We start from the raw sequence: 18774 nt of genomic DNA on the forward strand, positions 1-18774 counted from the left end.
TAGAAAACATCTAGTCAAGCCGGCCCCGGTGAATGCATCCGGTCCTGCATGTTGCAGGGCGGAATGTTTGCACACATAAAAAATATAAAATGAGAAAGCTTAGCAAAACCTTTGTTGCGGTAATTTTATGCAGTAGCCTGACTGCTGCCTCCCCGCTGATGGCGCAAAATGACACCACTGGAACTTACCGGACCGTTGATCGAACTGACAAGGATGATTCAGGCAAATGGGGACTTTTAGGCTTGCTTGGCTTACTTGGATTGCTTGGATTTCGAAAAAAGGATGATTACAACAGAACCAGGACAACAACTACAACAACACCCAGGAATCCATAGTATCGCCATTGCTTTACGGTTTTTACAAATTATAAGGTGGTTATAAAGGAATATAAGCCTGCCAAAAGTTTAGTGTTGGCACGGGAAGTATTTTTTAGCTGATGCCTGCACACTTATCGCCTAAATCTGCACGCTTTTGGCGAAAAAAGTCACAGTTACCAATTTATTACAACCTTATTTGTTTATATAAAAACATTACCGTTACTTCACTATATAAACCTAACAGGCACACTATGTATAGGTTTTCCGCTAACACCATCCCTTTGAAACTGGCTACTGGTATGCATTTTACCAAATAAAGGTAATATGTATACAACCGATTGACACTTACGTCTACACTGTTACAACCTTCAGCATTAATTAATTTCATATTTGTAATGCGCATATTCGTTATATGTTCGATTTGCAAGCTAAAAAAACCTTATCTGTTTCGCTGCCAATTATAATTGGCGAGCTTATTCAGTTCTCGCTTCACCTTATTGATACATTGATGGTAGGCCAAATCGGTTATAGAGAACTGGCTGCAGCCTCACTTGTCAATAGCGTCATTAATATTCCTTTTGTTTTGGGTGTTGGCATAACATCTTCTGTTGCTCAAATGGTTTCAGCGGCCAATGGACAGGCCGATCATGCCAAAGTTTCACACTACTTCTTTAATGGGTTTACGCTTTGCTTACTGGCGGCGCTCCTGATTGCCGGAGGTTTAGACCTGGGCCGGAATATCCTTTTTCATTTGAATCAGGATGCAATGGTGGCAATCCTGGCAGCCAGGTATTTGCATGTGCTTTGTTGGTCGTTATTGCCAATGCTCCTGTTTCTTACGTTGAAACAATTTGCCGATGGTTTACAGAAAACAAAGGCTGCCATGTGCTTATCTGTTTTGGCTTTGCCCATGAATATCTTTATTAACTGGCTGCTGATATACGGGCACTGGGGTTTTGGGGCGATGGGTTTGGTGGGCGCTGCTTATGGTACGCTCATTACGCGTTGGGTTCTTTTTTTAGTATTTGCCCTGGTGTTGTTATTCCACAGCGAATTCAGGCATTACTTTTCTGCTCATAGAAACCAGCTTCAATGGAGCGCCGCAGCTATACGCCGCCTGCTACAAATTGGTATACCTGCCAGCATTCAGGCAGGTGTAGAAGTGTTTGCCTTTGCATTGTCGGGTATCCTTATGGGCATGCTTGGGCCTGTTCAATTGGCTGCCCATCAAATTGTAATGGGCTGCGCCACTTTTGCGTTCATGGGGGCCTTTGGTTTTGCCCAGGGTAGTTCCATACGCATCAGCACGGCCTGGGGAAAAAGCGATGCGGGTGAGATCTGGCTGATCGGGAAAGGCGCCCTGGCAATGGCCCTGGTATATGGACTGTTATGTGCCTTGTTCTTCTTCCTGGGCAGTGCCCTGATACCCGCGCTTTTTAACAATGACGCACATGTTATCTCCCTGGCTGCTATGCTTTTTGTGTTTGCAGCGATCTTTCAGGTCATCAGCTCTGTACAAATTGTATCAACCAGTATTTTACGCGGTGTGCGCGATATTAAGGCGCCCACAAAAATAATCAGCATTGCGTATTGGGTCATTGGGCTGCCATTGGGATACCTGCTTGCATTCCGCCTGGGGGCAGGCGCCGCCGGCATTTGGATCGGGTTGCTGACCGGGCTGGGACTTTCAGCAATTACGCTCTCTACCAGGTTTATACGAAAAAACAAAATAGTCAATACAATTCAACCAATAAAAATATAAGCAATGGAAAAATCAGTTTTTAAAGAACACGTAGAAAAGTTTCTCCTGAATGATGTTACCAATGAAGAGTCGCAACTGACCGCTATCGATTATAACACCAATCTTTGGGATGCAGGCCTGGTTGATTCTTTCAGGATCATGGAACTGATCTTATTCCTGGAAGATCTGCTGGGCAAAGAAATAAGCGTGGAAAGCAATTTTATAAGCAACTTCCATACGGTAGATGCCATGTACCGTACGCTGGTTCAAAAATAAAACGGAAATACTCATATTAAATTTGACTGTATGGATAAAGTATGGAAGGAGTATGAAGAACTAAGAAGTGAGAATAATCTTACCTATTCTCAAAAACAGCGTTGTTACTTTGCCAGCACAAAGGAAGATGCAGATTTTTTCTTCCGCTCGGAAAACATGACTGTCGATTACCCTTTCCGGTCAACCCGTCAGGTTTTTGGAAAAACTATGCTCGACAGCGACGATGAAAAATTTACCGCAACTAAAAAGATCATCGGTTCCTACTTCTCGGTAAAAGCGGTAAAGCATTACGAAGAATATTTTTTAAACCGCATCATAAGCCAGGTATTGTCCGAGGCTCTTGGTGACGGGCAGAAAGAGATAGATGTAGAGAAAAGCATCTCTAACAGGATCCCCGTTTTGGCCATCCTGGCGATATATGGCATCGATGCATCGTGGGAGACGTTTACTTTTGAAAGGTTGTATACATTGATCAGGTATATCGACAACCCGCTGAACTCTTTGGAGATTGCCAACAAATGCAGGCTCGATATTTATGACCTGCTGGAACAATGTATGGATGGACGGATCTCGGTAAATCCCTCAGGAATGCTTGCCCGCCTGGACCTGTCTGCATTTGAGAACCGCGACGATCTGCTGAGCACATTAACCATGGTGCTTACTGCAGGTATGGCCACCACCATCGCCAGCTTCAATTCTTTGATGGTTAATTTGTATTCGAACAGTGGCCATGCATTGGAAAACAGTAACAATGAAAAATGGATCCGGGAATTTGTAGATCAAACGCTTCGTGATTTTCCGCCTTTGCATTCAACAGTACGGTTTGTGCGATCTCCCTTCGTTTACAAAAATAAACCTTTGAAAAAAAACGATACGGTGACCATTGTAATGGCCAGCGCCAATAAGGATGAAGGGAAAAAGCCGGCGGGAAATTTTAGTTTCGGTAAAGGTAAACATGCCTGTTTGGGTATTCAACTGGCACAGTCGGAACTGATCCTTTTTCTGAAGCAATTTCTTCGCCACCTGCACCTGTATACAGTGAATGCGCATATCGACGACCCAATGTCCGGCCATTCGATCAAAACATTTTCAAACCTTAGATTAATTCCTGTTGAACATGCAAAATCTGATTTTTGACGACCAATATTATTTTTCCCATCTTGAACCATTGTCTACAACGCTGTTGTGGGATCGAAGTTATGGCAATGCCACGATCATCGAAAGCAAGCTGATAAACTACACGCCGGCCCTTAAACTTACCGGCCCCTGTTTCCTGGTTGAAACAAGAGGACACATATTACCGGTAATACATGCACTGCATGCGATTCCCGAAAACCATGTACTGGTGATCAACGACCTGTGCGAAACAGATGACACCTATCATTATGATGCGTTGCTGGGAGATATCATTGCTGAAAGCGCCCGGCTGCAAAAACTCAAAGGGATCGTGGTATTTGGTCATGTGCGGGATGTGGAGGCGATTCGCCGGCTTGGCGTACCGGTTTGGGCAAAAGGGATTTCTATCAAACCGGCAAAGCTGGGATCAGCAATCAAACCCTTCCCCGAAGAACTGCTGATCGACCACAACAGGTTCAGAAAGGGGGATTGGTTGATTGGAGATGAGAACGGCCTGATACTTATCAGGCAGGAGGCGTTGCGATTGATCATAAAAGCGGCTGAATTCAAAAACAAAAAAGAAGGCTGCTGCATCCAACGTATACAATCGGGAGAAAGGATCTCTGACCAAATGAACATGGAGAACTATTTAAAAGGTGCAGGAAAAATTACCCTTGATTTTTAAAAACCTGATTTAAATGGAAAATCTGATTAAAACACTCGACCCGGATTATTATGAGCTGGTAGCTGCTGTAGCCTCGGTACGATCGGCTATTACCGGTGCTGCTGATAATACGCTTTCAACACAAGACCTGAACATACTCGAAAACGCATTGCATCCTTTTTTGCAATTCAGGACGGTTGAAATATTCCTGAACGATTGCAAAAGATCGGTGAATGCCCCGTTGGATTTTTCCGATACCAGAGACTTTGTTTTCGGAAAAAGAGAGCCTATTGTTATTTCGTTTTTCAAAGCGCCTTATAATACACATTTATCGCTTGACGCCTTTGTGTACAATATAGAAATGCCTGATGCACATTTCCTGGAAAAATTCAAATTGTCGATGGCCACAAGTATCAACATCGAAAGTTGTACAGAAGGTTTCGATCAATACCCGACCTGTGTGGCGTTGTTCCCGGAAAACTTCAGGGCTTTGCGTCCTTTTACCGACCGGTTTAGCGTATTTTATTTCTTAAATGTGTTTGTACGGCGTTTTGAAGAGTATGGCAGGCCGGTACTGGAACAATACATTTCTGACAAGGCCTTCTGGCGGCTGAAAAGGTTATCGAAAGGCGAATTACTGAAGTCGTTTGCTACCTGGCATTACCTGCATGAATATTTTCATTCAACCGGCGATTTACCACTTGCTGAAAACCTGAAAATAAAAAGCACCAAAAATAACTCGGCTATTGAAGAATCCCGGGTAGATGTGCTGGCTGTGCTTGAATGTATGGAAAGCGCCCGTAATGGTTATTACGATGCGTATTTCTATGCTGAATTGATCCTGTTCGAACGGTTATTGCGATATGCCACCCATTCAGATCCCGTTGAGAATTACGATACCAGGAGCTCTTTGATCCTTTTCAATTTCCTGGAGCAGAATCAGGCTATCCGGGTCGATTCAGCATTCAGGTTGTGGCTTGAAAGAAGCAACCTTCGTACAATACTGATGACTTATATCGATGAAATAGCGAGAATAGAAAATGAAATAAAATCAGCCAGAACAAAGCAGGCTACAGAAATAGAAAGCATTCCCGAAAAACAAAGGCTGGGAGAATTTGCAGAACGTTATAGTGGAAAAAATGCTTCAAACCGAAATAAATTCCTAACTGCCCTCTATAAAGGATAACCTGTTATAAAAACCTTATGAACGCAGACAAAACAGATAATGTATATATAGGAGGTTTTTCCTATGAGGTAGGAGAACATGAATATGGCATTGAAAGGCTTCGTTCCCTAAGGGGGAACGAAGCGCAGATCCAAAAATTCAAAGAGGCTGGTTTTTCCAGGTTTCGTACCAGCGACCTTTCCATATTTGAGCTGGCTGCAAAATGCATGGAAAAATTATTTCGAAAAGTGAGCATCGATCCTAAGGAGATAGATGCATTCATTTTGTCTACCGGCTCCCTGGGAGCCGTTGATAATATTTCGCATCTGCAGTTGTGCCGGTTTTTACTTGACAATGGCCTGGTCAATGCTTTTCCGCTTGTTTCGTCTTTTTCGTTTTGTGGTAATTTTCTCACTGCCATTCATAAGGGATACCAGGGAATAAGGTCGGGAGATTACAAACATGTACTGGTAGTTACTTCCGATGTCATTTCCGGATCTTCTACCAGGTTAGCCCCACCCGATATTGCTGTAGGCAGCGATGGGGCATGTGCCTGCCTGCTATCTGTAAACAACTATTCGGGATATGAACTGCAATCGATACACCAGGTTGCCCATGCCGCTGCCGGCATGCTTGATCCTGATAAGGATTTCCTCCACTATACCAAATCGGTAGGGCAGGGCATAAGGGAAGTAACCGCAAAGACGTTTGCAGAAAGGGAAGAAAGCCGCAAAACCATTACGCGCGTTTTTACCCATAATTACAGTCATAATATTTGCAGGAGCTACTGCAGGCTCATACAAATTCCCGAAAGCAAAGCGTTTACCAACAACACAGCAAGATATGGACATGTATGCGCCTCGGATCTGTGCATCAATCTTTGCGATTTCCTGGAAATGAACGGCGCCCTGCAAGAGTCGCAGCAGCTCCTGCTGCTTTCCACCGGACCTTTTATGTGGGGAAGCGCTTTAATCACAGCAATTAATAATTGAACGACTATGCTTTTTCATGAATATTTATTGTCGGACTATACCGATGACAAGGTGATCTTAAAAGTTAAACAAAACGAATACACTTATAAAGAGATCATTGAACAGGTAACTGTTTTTGAACAAGGCCTGCGCAATGCGATCATCACAAAGAGCGAACGGGTGATGATATTGATGGAAAACGGCTTGTCTGCTATTTGTATGCAACTGGCCTGTTCCCGCCTGGGTGTAATTTATATTCCCGTTAGCCCCTATGAACCTGCTAACAGAATACAAAAGATCATCGAGGTATATGAGCCGGTAGCCGTATTAACAGAAGATGATAATCCAAACAATCTGCTGAACGATGCCATTCCGTTTTGTAATGTAACGAAGGGGATAGTGCGCACGGCCCCTTTACGGGAGGCAAAAATGCACGACCATTCCCAGGTCACCGAAAATGATACTCTTTACATCATTTCCACATCTGGCACTACGGGCAACCCCAAAGGCATACCCATGACACATAAAGGGGTGCTTTGTTTCTTTAACGGCATGCTCAGCCATTGCAGGGTCAGTACCAGCGACAATATAGGGACCATCGCTCCTTTACAATTCGATCTGTCTCTTCTTGACCTGGGCCTGGCCTGGGGATCGAAAGCTTGTTTCTCAGTATTATCCCAGGCGCTGGCTTACACGCCAAAGAAACTGATCGATGAACTGATTCGTTTGCGCGTCACCCAGTTTCATTCGGTACCTACGGTATGGACCATGATCATTGGCTCTGCGGCAGACAGAATTACTCAACTGACCGAACTGAAAGCCATTCTATATGCCGGCGATAAATTCCCGGTTCAGAATATCATGGTGTTGCAGCAAAAGCTACCGGGGCTTAGAATTATCAATTGCTTCGGACCAACTGAATGTATCGCCTTTTCATTTTACGATATACCCGTTATTACAAGTCCCGATACACAAGTGTCGATCGGAAAAGGTTATCCGGGCAATATTTTCTACCTCGTCGATGATAATGACGAACTCATTACGGCCGTTGATGTGCCAGGAGAACTTTGGGTCAGCAATGGCGCTTTGTTCAATGGCTATTGGAATAATGAAGCCTTAAGCCGCGAGAAATTGACCAAAGATATGTTCACTGGTTCCAACACAAACCGGGTATACAAAACCGGTGATCTTATGTCTCGCGCTGCTGATGGAAACTATTATTTTCATGGAAGAAAAGATTCACAGATCAAGATCAACGGAAACAGGGTAGAGCTTGACGAGATAGAACAGGTGGTGCAGGAATACACAGGAGTGGTCGACTCGGTGGCCGTATACCAGCATAGAGATGACAATCCCAGGATTATCCTTTTTCTGTATGCCGGTCCTGGCCAGGCAATTGCAGAAGAATCGATAAGAAGTTATTGCCGTTCTAAATTGCCGGCTTACATGGTGCCGGCAAAAATTGTGATCACTGCTGAACCCCTGCCTGTAAATGTAAACGGCAAAACCGATCGGAAAAAATTGCTGGAGCAATTAAAGGCTCCTGTTTCTTACAATAAATGAACGTATATATGAGCGATTCCATTTCAAAAAAAAGAGCAGCTATGCCAGCGGGCACCAATTCCGTATTAGACACAAGAACGATCACTAAATCGAATGCAAATCTGATACAGGTATTGAAGCCCGGACAAACGGTATTGGATGTAGGTTGTGGCAGTGGAGCAATCACCCACGGTATCACCGGGTACGTAGGCGCTGAAGGCTTGGTTATCGGGGTAGATCGCAGTGAGAACCTGATCAACCAGGCTAAAACACAATTTGCTGCTATAGAGAACCTGTCATTTTATTGTGCCGACATACTCGATTTCAGCACCAACCTTCATTTCGACGTAATTACTACAGCCCGCACGCTCCAGTGGATTGCAAATCCACAGGTTGTGGTAGCCAGCATGAAAAGCCTGCTCAAGCCAAATGGTATTTTGTGTGTACTCGACTATGACCATACCGCTATAAACTGGGAGCCCGAACCTCCTGCCAGCATGCAGCATTTTTACCAGGCTTTTCTGCAATGGCGTGCCGATGCAGGGATGGACAATCAAATAGGGCAACATGTGGGTGCCATGATGGAAGAAAACGGGTTGCAGTTGACAGAACAGCACGATCAATCGGAATATTTGCAAAAAGAAGAGGAAGGATTTGCTACTCATATCGATATATGGGCAGTAGTAGCAGAGACAAGAGGAAAGCAAATGGTAGATGATTCCTATATAACCGAAGAAGAGCGATTACTTGCGCTGACGGAATACCGTCAATGGAGCGTATCGGATGCACGCAGTATGAAACTTGTATTGAAAGCAGTTCATGCGATGAATAAATAACAGTTATAGTTTGTAACCCGGGGCATTTTAATTATTATGGAGAATACAGTCATTTATAAATTGATATTCCGGCGGCAAACGTCGGGCTATACCGCTTATCTGAGCCTTAGCGGCCATTCACTGCCCTGTATATATCCTGCCGATATTTTGAGCGCGCGCGAGCAGTGGCAGTACGATATGTACAATGGCGCCAGGCAGTCTGAATTTTTTCTTTCCAGGCTGCTCACCAAAGACCTGGTGCGCAGGTTTTATGTAGAGAAGGGGTGGCATGAGATTGAAGTGGCAAACAGCGTATTTGGTCAACCTGTATTGTGCGATACCGGTTGCGGTCACAATTTACGTATTTCCATTGCCCATAAAAAGGAGTTGGCGGGTTCACTCGTTTTTGATGCAGAGCATCCGCTGGCCCTGGATATAGAACAGACGCAATACCCTCCGAGCCTGTTGCGCACAATGGAAGCCGACGAATTGCAGGCGCTTGAGAAGATGGGGTTATCGGCTATGCATGCCTGGAGCGCCAGGGAAGCGCTTTCGAAAGTACTGGGGTGCGGAATAACCGTAGATATGAGGTTCTTCAAAACCACCAACTGGGAACAATACGATAATTTTTACACCGGCGAATACGCGCACTTTCTTCAATACCGGTTTATAGGATTTATAGCCAATGATCATATCATTACCCTTGCTTTACCGCGCCATAGCGATATCGAAATAAAGCTATTCAATCCCGAAAGTGCGGTACATACAACGTTAAAAAATGAACATTAAACGATTACTGCAACATGCAAAGGAACAAAACAGTTCTGTTTGTGATGGCTCCTTTTGTGAGCCATCTTTTGCCTACCTATAAAATCGGCTTATACTTTCAGGAACGTGGATATAAAGTAGTGTATGTATCTACCGTAAAATGCGAACAGCATATTGTACAACATGGTTTCTTATTTCAGAATTCGGCTGTACGCGATGAAAACGCAAAAGTGATGAAGGTGGAGGATCTGGTTTCCTTCCTGGTTTCAAAATACCACGCGGCATTATTCCTGGTAGAAGTAAGTTTCTGGAGTTGGGGCCTTCTGCTGCAGGGATGCCGGCAAAGATTTATTATGATCCAAACCTGGCCATGCTGCGACAGGGCGCCATTTTTACTTACCGAAGGGTATCGTATCATGCAGAAAAGGAACCTGTTTACCTACATTACCAATGTATTTTCCTGGAGAAAAGAGAACCGGCGCGCAAGGGAGCTGTTGCAATCGGGCGACCTGAAATCATATTATGATGAACTGGTGATAAAAGCGGGGCTCGATCCCTCGGGAAAATATATAAGCCGGCAGAACCGGATAGGATATTTCAGGATCCTGCATGTGCCCGAGATCATTTTGTATCCGCTGGAATTCGACTTCCCGAGAAGAAAAAATAAAAATACCTGGTTTGCAGGTCCGTTCATCGATACAACCCGGCCCGAAGTCAATGGCTCGTTCCCGGTTTTGCCCGATAGCCCGCTCATTTATTGTTCACTGGGCTCCATGACCAATTTGTATAAGAACAGCAGATCGTTTTATGATCGCATGATTGCAGCGTTTACGCAAAGGCCCGGTATGACATTGGTTATGTCGGTAGGTAATGTTATCAACGAAATCGACCTGAGCGGGTTACCTTCCAATATACATATTTGCGCATACGCCCCGCAGCTACATCTGTTAAAAAAGGCGGCGGTGTTCATTACCCAAGGGGGCGCCGGATCTGTAAAGGAAGCCATTCACTTTGGCGTTCCAATGGTCATTTATCCCTGGGTAACAGCAAAAAACAGCGACCAGTTAGGAATAGCCGACAGGGTGATCTATCACCACCTGGGCGTACTGGGAGATATAGAAAACGACCAGCCCGCCGATATATTGAAAAGGATCGACCTGGTGCATGGCAATAAAAAGATCATGGGATCAATGCACCATATGCAATCTGTATTTCAACGCTATGCCGGTAATGAGAAAAATATTATCGATGCCATGATCCGGTTTGCTGAATAATTTAAACGGGGTATCCAAAAGTAAACATGAGAATATGCGTAAACTTCTTACTGTAATTTGTTTCCTGTTACTGGTCAATAATCTTATGGCGCAGGCCATATTGAAAGGAGTTATAGCAGACCGGAATAGCAGACCCATAGAAGGCGCTACGCTGCATTTGCTGCGATCGGGAGATTCTTCGCTGGCAGCAGGCACTGCATCCGATAGCAATGGTTTGTTTATTTTCAGCAATCTTAAACCCGGGCTGTACATATTGAAAACCACTTCTGAAGGATATCTGACTTACACAAGCCCGGCCCTGGGATTAAAGGCCGGTTCCACGGAAAATGTAACCGATACTATTTATCTCGATAAGCAGACTACCCATCTTCAATCTGTAACCGTTTCGGGGCGAAGAAACCAGATTACCATGCAACCCGATCGTATGCTGCTCGACGTTGCCAATAGCATTGCTTCAACAGGTGGTACCGCACTGGATATGATTGCCACCAGCCCAGGTGTTACAGTAAATTACCAGGAAGGTACTATTTCGATGAATGGGAAAAAAGGCGTTGTAATAATGATCAACGGAAGGCCCAATTATATGCCAGCTGGTGATGTGGTGAAAATGCTGCAGGGCCTCGGCTCGGGTAATATTCAGAAGATAGAGTTCATCACCAGTCCGCCGGCAGGTTTTGATGCTGAAGGTAACGCCGGGTTTATCAATATTGTACTTAAAAAAAATCCGGCTGATGGTTTGAACGGTTCTTTTTCGCTGACGGGTGGGTATGGAAAAGGCTTGCTGGGTGCTGGTTCGGGTAATTTTAATTACCGTGCCAGCCACATCAACTTATTTGGCGATGTTGCCTACTCGTACACACGCAATAAACCTTACACCACATTTTATCGAAGAGTATCCGACGAAGGCATAATAAAGGAAAGTTATTCCATCACCGACCGCAAGACAAGGATACCTACTATCAATGGGCGTATAGGGTTCGATATTGATCTGGGCCGCAAAACAACCGCCGGCATACTTATGTCGGGTTACGACAATAAATTCCGGTTACGGGCGGTCAATACTGCCTCCCTTAGTTCAAAAGGAAATGTAGACACCATGATATCTATCGATAACGGAGAATTGAATCATTGGAAGAATTACAGCGCAAATTTCAATATTCAGCACATGCCTGATACGAAGACGATCATTACTTTCAATGCAGATTACGTTTATTATAAAAACAGCGACCCGGTTAACTACACGAATGCGTATTACAACAGCGCCGGTAACCTGCTGTACCAGGAACGGATAGAAACCACCAAGGAAACACCTATAAATTTTAAAGTGGCAGCGGTGGATGTTTCAAGACATCTCGATTCCGTTACAGAATTGAGCGTAGGAGCAAAAACAACCGTTTTGCGTTTCGATAATAATGTAGGATTTTACCGCCTGGGGCAGAATCTAAGGGAAAAAGACAGCGCCCTTTCGACAGTCCATGCCCTGCGCGAAGATTATTCCGCCTTCTATGTATCATTGAATGCAAACCCCATCAATCGCATGAACGTGCGGTTGGGAATGCGGTATGAATATACAAACTCAAATCTTTCAAGCCCCTGGCAAAAAGATATTGTAAGCAGGCATTATGGCAATCTGTTTCCCAATGCACTGGTTTCTTATAAGCTCAGCAATGATATGACTTGGAGTGCCTCATATAACAGGCGAATTACCCGCCCGACCTTTAATGATCTGGCGCCTTTTACGTATTACCAGGACCCCAACACATTTTTGACGGGGAACCCAGCCCTGCAACCCACTTTTTCCGGTACTGTAAAAACAGACGTGCAGTTCAGGAAATATTTTCTGTCGGTTTCCTACACTACCGAAAAAAATTCCATCCAGATGTACCAGCCGCGTATCGATTCAGCTACCAATAAACTGTTTTATTCATCTGAAAATATTCCCCGGCTTAAAACATTCAATGCGTTGCTGACTATTCCTGTAAACTACCTCAACTGGCTCTCGGGTAATTATACTGTCAGTTTCATAAGGCAGCAGGCCGACCTGGTGTATGAAGGCAGTGCCGTAAAAAGAAATAAATCCATCTGGAGCTTTAATGGTGTACAGCGTGCCGTTTTGGGAAACAACTGGGCGGTAGAGGTGTCGGGATTTCTTAGAACGGGCGACATCGTCGGCATATTGGTTCAGAAGCCATATGGCAGCATGGATGCAGGCGTGCGAAAACAATGGGGTGCAAAAGGTACGGTTGGATTATCGGTGTCGAACATTTTCAATACCATGCAATTTCATTTTGTGGCTGAAGACGTGCAAAAGAATTTATATAATACCATCAATGCCGATTTGCTATATCGGGCAATCAGGCTTACCTATTCGCTGCCTTTTGGCAATCAAAAAGTGAAAGAGAGAAGGAACCGCGGGACAGGAGCCGAAGATGAGAAGAGCCGGGTAAACTAAAACGGAATTTTATTATTGTAAAGACATAACTAATTTGTATGATCAATCTGGGTTTTGATGAAATCAATCAGGTTATTTCGGTAGAAGATCTATTTGAGCCTGTTAAACAGTCATTCATTGATTATTCCTCCGAAAAGCTGATTGCGGCGCCTATAGAACTTTTCCATTTTTCCAATGGTGGTGATGCGCATATAAAAATGGCAGCCATAAACGGTTATGACTATTTTTCTGTGAAAGTTGCTACCATGTTCCCCGGAAACCTGCAAAACGGTATACCTGCTACCAATGGAGCGATCTTTTTATTCAATGCGCTTACGGGGGAACCAACGGCTATTCTTAGAGATAAAAGACTATTGACCGATTTGCGTACTGCCGCTGCAGGAGCTGTTGCAACAGATTTCTTTAGCCATCCGGCCGCCGATACGTTAACGGTAATAGGTACGGGTAAGCAGGCTTATTTTCAATGCATGGCGCTAAGTAAGCTGAGAAAGTTGTCGAAAATAATTATATATGGTAGAAATAACGGTCATGCCGCGCAATTGAAAGAAAAGATGGAAAGGGATATGCCAGGTATACAGATCTTTTGTGGCGAACAGGCAGAATCTGCCGTACGGGCATCGGATATGATCATAACCACCACATCGGCCAAAGAACCTATTATAAAAGGATCATGGTTAAGAAAAGGACAGCATGTTACTGCCATTGGAGCCGACGATGCATTTAAAAAAGAGATCGACGAAGATTGCTTTACTATGGCAGATCATATTTATGTAGATTCTTTGGAGTTGAATACAAACTGTGGAGAGTATGCAGGCGCACTGGCAAAAAATCCATATCTTCAGCAGAAGACAACCGAACTTGGCGTGGCCTTCCGGAACAATGAGCGGCTATCCGGGCCAGGTACCATTACCCTGGTAAAACTGGTGGGGCTGGGCGTTCAGGACCTTGCTGCCTGTTCTGTGGTTCTTAATAAAATGCAGTTTGAAATTATATAACCAACATCCACCTTACGTTATGGAAGCAACGCATCCAAATCTTATTCTGATCCACCGTTTTTTTGAAGCTTATGCCAATAATGATATGGACAAGCTTCGTTCGATCCTCGATGAAAATATAGAATGGCATATTCCCGGCAAACATCCGTTGAGCGGCACCAAAAAAGGCATCGATGAAGTGCTGGCTTATTTTCGTCAATTGGAAAAGTGCGCCTTCAAAGCAGCGCCCATCGTAATGGGCCTGAATGATACTTATGTGATCGATTGCCATACGAACTGGAGCAACCTGCCAGGCGAAGATAACCTGCACAATATGTCGTGCCTGCTGTGGAGGTTCGATGGCGACCGCATCGTGGAGGTACACAATTTTCCGCAGGACCAGCATGTGGTTGATGCGTTTTTCTCCAGGAATTATCCAAGTTAACAGATCAATTGTGTATTAATTTACACTTTACTTGATTTTTAACTGGGATCTACTCAATAATAAATTTGTAACCCCTGCCATGTACGTTAATAAATTTAATGGAGTTATCGTCGATTAATTTCTTACGTAATTTAGATACCAATACATCCACATTTCTACTGATGACTACTAAGCCTTTATCTTCCCAAATCTCTTTCATCAGTTTTTCCCTTTCTACGACCTGATTTATATTTTCTGCAAATATTTTTAGTGCTTTTGTTTCTTTTTCCGAAAGCGTAATACTTTTATCCTCAGTTTTCAGCATATTATTATCTGCGTAGAATCTAAAGCTTCCTAATTGCAGGTAATCATTATTATCGGGGATTGATGCTTTCTCATCTTCTTTCCGGAATTTATTTTTTACATAAAATCCAACAACACTCAAAGGAATAATTAATAGCAACAACAAAAAGTAATTAAATGTAGTTTTCTTCAAGAATTCAATTTCAATAGCATAACAACCAACCTCCAGCTTACGCCTCCCGCAAGGTGTTAAATTGCCTGCCTGGCGATTTATTTCGAATGCAAAGACAGTTTGCTTTGGTTTACAATTCTTTAAACTCACTATATAATTGTTTGCCAGGCCGTTTTTTTGAAATGTTCGTTGAACTAAATTGATGAGTGTATCCGAAATAAACCCAAAGTCATTTTGAAAGGAGATCTGGTATGTATTTTCATTTAATTGCTTAACCGGCAGCACTCTGGATGTAGAATCTTTAGCTGTAAGTAAAAGCTGATGTCCTACTTCACGTAATACAACTTCTAAATGCTTCTCAGGAATTTCATCTTTTTTATTGATAGAAGCTACAGCAGAAATTAAAATAAAAATTATTATGATGGAAGACCCGAATAGAATATATGGCTTCATGCCTGCAAAATACACCATTAGCCCCCGGTTTTAGTTGGTTTTACAAACGTTTTACGCATCTTTTACAACTTTTTACTGCTAAAAACCTTCCCGGTAATTGATGCCGGATATCTTTACTTTATTGTTTCAACGAATCATTTATTGCCATGAATATGCATAACCTTGCTTTTTTGCTTCTTTTTCAATACCTCTTAGCTTGTAATCAGCCGATACAAGTTGATAGTCAGCAAAATCAAAAAAGAGATACCACCAGAAGTGCAAATATCGTGTTTAGATCTGCTGATGGCGGACAAACATGGCAGGACATAAGCAATGGGCTGCCCGAACCTGTGCAGGATGACTACGGTATGGGCAGAAATGTTTTTTACGCAGATGATAATGGGCTCTATTTAACCGATGGAAACTGGATATATCACAGCAACACAAATTCCACGGCTCCTTTTTGGACCAAAGATATTTTTCCTGACAAACATAGCAACATTGCCCCTGGTAAGTCCGGGATATTTGCATACAATTACTATAGCCCCATTTTACAAAAACTAAACGGAACAAATGCATGGTCGCCGATATTCACAGATTTGCAGGAGAAGAAAGTACGCACTGTTTTAGAAACTGCCGGAGGCATCCTTTTCATCGGCACCGACGAGGGCCTTTTTAGATCCACAAACAATGGAAAAACATGGAAACGGGTCAATGCATGGGGCCTGTTAGGGAAATTGGCAGAGTCGGATGGTGTTATGGTGGCCACTTCCAATAGAGGGATAATTAGATCGACCGATAAAGGTGAAAACTGGGAGTTGGTGGTCAGTGAGGGCGGCGTGGGCATCGATGTAGCATGCATCAAAGGTGGATTCGCTGCCATTAATTACAGTACAGCGGCCAGGACCAGGAGAGTACGAACATCCTACGACGGCGGAAAAACCTGGCAGCCCATTGATGCCGGCCTTCAGGCGCAAATTATTATTGACTCACCCTGGCGGCCCATTAATGCCGGCAATCCGGCACAAGGCGCTGACTCAGTTTGGCATCCTAAAGAAGCTGCCCTTCCGGCGCCAGAGTACAAAACTTCAATTATCCAGGTGGGTGAAAACTTCTTTTGTGGTCATTCTGACGGTATTTACAGGACATCAGACAAGGGAAAAACATGGAAGCTGGTACTTCCTTCTGTAAAAGGGAAGATGTTTAAATTATCTGTTTCCGGCAACGTGATTTATGCCATACAGATGGAGAATCATTGTTAAACCTGCCCGATAGTAAAAGATAAATGAAGCAAGATAGAAACGGAAACATTTTGATTGCTGCATCATCAGGAGATATATCTATGTTAATTAAACCTACAAAATATATGAAAAAAGTTATTTATGCGCTCATCTTACCGCTGGTTGTGGTAAGCGGACTAGTATTTGCTAATCACGAAATCAAAAATGAAACTTCTAAAAAATCAACCCAAATGGCACTGTCTGCTGGTGAAATGACAATGGAGGCTGTTGTAACCTCTCTTTATCCGCCAGGCTCACGATCAGGTTTCGGAGTAAAGGTCAGGATTAATGGTTACGATTATATTCTTGGTTTTGGGACGGAAAAATCTAATGAATTTCAGCAATTGCATAACCTGAAAGTGAACGACAAAATAATGATAAGCAGCCGAAGTGTATTTAATGTATTGTACGCTCCCAAGGGTTCATGTCCAATGATATCTGGCGACTATGTAGAACGAGATAGTAAAATAATTTATAAACGTGCCCCTCGCAAAGGCGGTTGCTGAGTAAAGTTATAATGGAATTGGCTTTACGGACTTTAAAGGTTTAGAGAGTCAGAAATAATTTTTTAGCAGACACTTTTAAGATGAAATTATGTTTCAGGCAGTATACTGGATCAGCTTGAAAAGTAGGGGGTGCCGAAAAGATATTTTCTCTGCTTTTGATTGCCTGAGATGCCTGGACCCTAACCTGGAGTCTACAATCAATTTGTGACTTCATCATTCAATTTGGAGAGGTCCACTATTCAAGTTGATTAAGCTGCTATTCATTTTTATGGGGCGATGTTGCACAATGCACGTCTCCCATTTCAATTTGCTGGCTTTACACCGCAAAGAGGTAGGGCGTCAAATCAATATGATGGTTCTCTGATGCATGTATTGACCTCACCCGATAGACTGGCAATCTCCATCTATCGGATAAGAACCTTCTCCAATTTTGCGAAAGCGATCATTTTTCAGTTTTAAGGTTCCATAATTCATTTTCCACCTTCAATAATCAATATGGCCGGCGCCATATTCTATTTTTAAGTGTCAATAATTCAGATGGCAGCCCCAATAAACAAGTTTAGCGGCGGACACTTCATATTCAAGAGGCAAGGTGCTCATTATTTCATGCAATAAATCAGTTGATAGCTTCAATAAATCAGTTGTTAGCCTCCATAAGTTAGTTGAAGGCTACAATAAGTTGTATGAAGGCTTCCATAAATCAAATGACAGCTTCCATAAATTACTTTCGAGGTCTGACCAATCAATTTTCGATAAGACATAACTAATTTTGATCCGGACCGGGCTCATTTTCGTTAAGACAGGATACGATTTGGGTATCGCCTGATCCATTTTGACCTGGCCAGGTGCTCATTGTGTCATCCAATGATGCAAAGACGTGACATAATAAGCCAATTGTGTCATTCAATGTGCTAATGTTGTCACGCAATAAGCAGGAGTTGTCAAAAAATAATTCATTTCTACAATTCCAGGTTCTTTGCTCCCCAAAAACATTTTGATACTTCAAATAATTGGGTAACTTCCTGACTTTACCACACATCTAATGTATTATGCCGCATTAATAACTTACTATGACTCATCTATAACTAACTTTAGACCAACCTATCTTAACAATGGAGCAGCGTGTCTAACAATTGGGCAAATTGCATAAATACGCACTGGAAGATAATAATTCACCACTTATAAAGAATTATATCAATTCGCTCCGGTTTAATTAAGTGTAAGAACAGCGTATGACCGACCGGGTAAAAGCTAATTTTATTGCTGAACTTTATCCGATGCCAATGACGGATCTGGCATCGCAGGAACGGTCTTTTCGCGCATCCTCCAGTGCAAATTTTGTCGGCGTATGTTTTTCGGGCGGCGGCTCGCGTGCCCTGTCGGCCGCGATGGGTCAATTACGTGGATTGAAGTACCTGGATGTCCTCAAGGACGTCTTTTTTATTTCATCAGTTTCCGGGGGTACCTGGGCTTCTTCTTTATACACCTATTTACCTGCGGCTATAGACGAAGATGATTTCCTTGGGAAAACAGTACCTGATCCGCATAACCTGACCCTGTTGAATGACGATCCGCACCATCC

At 43.3% G+C, this 18774-nt stretch carries 18 protein-coding genes; 17 read left to right on the forward strand and 1 reads right to left on the reverse strand.

Features of this window, described 5'->3' with window-relative positions:
• The first annotated feature begins 89 nt into the window (after positions 1 to 89).
• The 14 genes from ACJ751_RS28360 to ACJ751_RS28425 all read left to right on the forward strand — a co-directional run bounded on the left by ACJ751_RS28360 (position 90) and on the right by ACJ751_RS28425 (position 14520).
• On the forward strand, positions 90 to 335 hold the full coding sequence (locus ACJ751_RS28360; protein ID WP_407748914.1) for a WGxxGxxG family protein: 246 nt from the start codon (positions 90 to 92) through the stop codon (positions 333 to 335).
• Between the two features lie 394 nt (positions 336 to 729).
• Positions 730 to 2079, forward strand: a complete 1350-nt coding sequence (locus ACJ751_RS28365) for an MATE family efflux transporter (RefSeq protein WP_407748915.1) — start codon at positions 730 to 732, stop codon at positions 2077 to 2079.
• A gap of 3 nt (positions 2080 to 2082) precedes the next feature.
• Complete coding sequence (locus ACJ751_RS28370; protein ID WP_407748916.1) at positions 2083 to 2334, forward strand: hypothetical protein; 252 nt, start codon at positions 2083 to 2085, stop codon at positions 2332 to 2334.
• Positions 2335 to 2364: 30 nt separating this feature from the next.
• Complete coding sequence (locus ACJ751_RS28375; RefSeq protein WP_407748917.1) at positions 2365 to 3471, forward strand: cytochrome P450; 1107 nt, start codon at positions 2365 to 2367, stop codon at positions 3469 to 3471.
• Complete coding sequence (locus ACJ751_RS28380; protein WP_407748918.1) at positions 3452 to 4135, forward strand: RraA family protein; 684 nt, start codon at positions 3452 to 3454, stop codon at positions 4133 to 4135. Before ACJ751_RS28375 ends, ACJ751_RS28380 begins: the two co-directional genes overlap by 20 nt.
• A 13-nt stretch (positions 4136 to 4148) precedes the next feature.
• Positions 4149 to 5300 (forward strand): DUF6421 family protein, encoded by a 1152-nt coding sequence (locus ACJ751_RS28385; protein WP_407748919.1) that lies wholly within the window; start codon positions 4149 to 4151, stop codon positions 5298 to 5300.
• Between the two features lie 17 nt (positions 5301 to 5317).
• Positions 5318 to 6271, forward strand: a complete 954-nt coding sequence (locus ACJ751_RS28390; RefSeq protein WP_407748920.1) for a 3-oxoacyl-[acyl-carrier-protein] synthase III C-terminal domain-containing protein — start codon at positions 5318 to 5320, stop codon at positions 6269 to 6271.
• A 6-nt stretch (positions 6272 to 6277) separates the two neighbouring features.
• Positions 6278 to 7813 carry an AMP-binding protein gene (locus ACJ751_RS28395; RefSeq protein ID WP_407748921.1) on the forward strand — a complete coding sequence of 512 codons (1536 nt, stop codon included), beginning with the start codon at positions 6278 to 6280 and terminating at the stop codon, positions 7811 to 7813.
• A gap of 8 nt (positions 7814 to 7821) precedes the next feature.
• Positions 7822 to 8628, forward strand: coding sequence for a methyltransferase domain-containing protein (locus ACJ751_RS28400; protein ID WP_407748922.1), 807 nt, complete (start codon positions 7822 to 7824; stop codon positions 8626 to 8628).
• A gap of 36 nt (positions 8629 to 8664) precedes the next feature.
• Complete coding sequence (locus tag ACJ751_RS28405; RefSeq protein ID WP_407748923.1) at positions 8665 to 9396, forward strand: 4'-phosphopantetheinyl transferase family protein; 732 nt, start codon at positions 8665 to 8667, stop codon at positions 9394 to 9396.
• Between the two features lie 14 nt (positions 9397 to 9410).
• Positions 9411 to 10649, forward strand: a complete 1239-nt coding sequence (locus ACJ751_RS28410) for a glycosyltransferase (RefSeq protein WP_407748924.1) — start codon at positions 9411 to 9413, stop codon at positions 10647 to 10649.
• 34 nt (positions 10650 to 10683) lie between these two features.
• The gene (locus ACJ751_RS28415; RefSeq protein WP_407748925.1) at positions 10684 to 13101 is read left to right on the forward strand and encodes a TonB-dependent receptor domain-containing protein; all 2418 of its coding nucleotides are present in this window, start codon (positions 10684 to 10686) and stop codon (positions 13099 to 13101) included.
• A 38-nt stretch (positions 13102 to 13139) separates the two neighbouring features.
• Positions 13140 to 14096: an ornithine cyclodeaminase family protein gene (locus ACJ751_RS28420; protein ID WP_407748926.1), complete on the forward strand. Its 957-nt coding sequence runs from the start codon at positions 13140 to 13142 to the stop codon at positions 14094 to 14096.
• A gap of 19 nt (positions 14097 to 14115) precedes the next feature.
• The gene (locus tag ACJ751_RS28425; protein WP_407748927.1) at positions 14116 to 14520 is read left to right on the forward strand and encodes a nuclear transport factor 2 family protein; all 405 of its coding nucleotides are present in this window, start codon (positions 14116 to 14118) and stop codon (positions 14518 to 14520) included.
• A gap of 49 nt (positions 14521 to 14569) precedes the next feature.
• Here ACJ751_RS28425 and ACJ751_RS28430 read toward each other — a convergent pair whose 3' ends face one another.
• Positions 14570 to 15445 (reverse strand): helix-turn-helix domain-containing protein, encoded by an 876-nt coding sequence (locus ACJ751_RS28430; RefSeq protein WP_407748928.1) that lies wholly within the window; start codon positions 15443 to 15445, stop codon positions 14570 to 14572.
• Between the two features lie 128 nt (positions 15446 to 15573).
• On the opposite strand from ACJ751_RS28430, the gene ACJ751_RS28435 reads away from it, so the two are divergent.
• From ACJ751_RS28435 to ACJ751_RS28445, 3 genes are all read left to right on the forward strand, one after another.
• Positions 15574 to 16668, forward strand: coding sequence for a hypothetical protein (locus ACJ751_RS28435; protein WP_407748929.1), 1095 nt, complete (start codon positions 15574 to 15576; stop codon positions 16666 to 16668).
• A gap of 23 nt (positions 16669 to 16691) precedes the next feature.
• The gene (locus ACJ751_RS28440; protein WP_407748930.1) at positions 16692 to 17192 is read left to right on the forward strand and encodes a hypothetical protein; all 501 of its coding nucleotides are present in this window, start codon (positions 16692 to 16694) and stop codon (positions 17190 to 17192) included.
• Between the two features lie 1232 nt (positions 17193 to 18424).
• The coding region (locus tag ACJ751_RS28445) for a hypothetical protein (RefSeq protein ID WP_407748931.1) at positions 18425 to 18774 on the forward strand (350 nt) is incomplete at its 3' end.

The organism is Niastella sp., assembly GCF_045805085.1.
GTDB lineage: Bacteria > Bacteroidota > Bacteroidia > Chitinophagales > Chitinophagaceae > Niastella.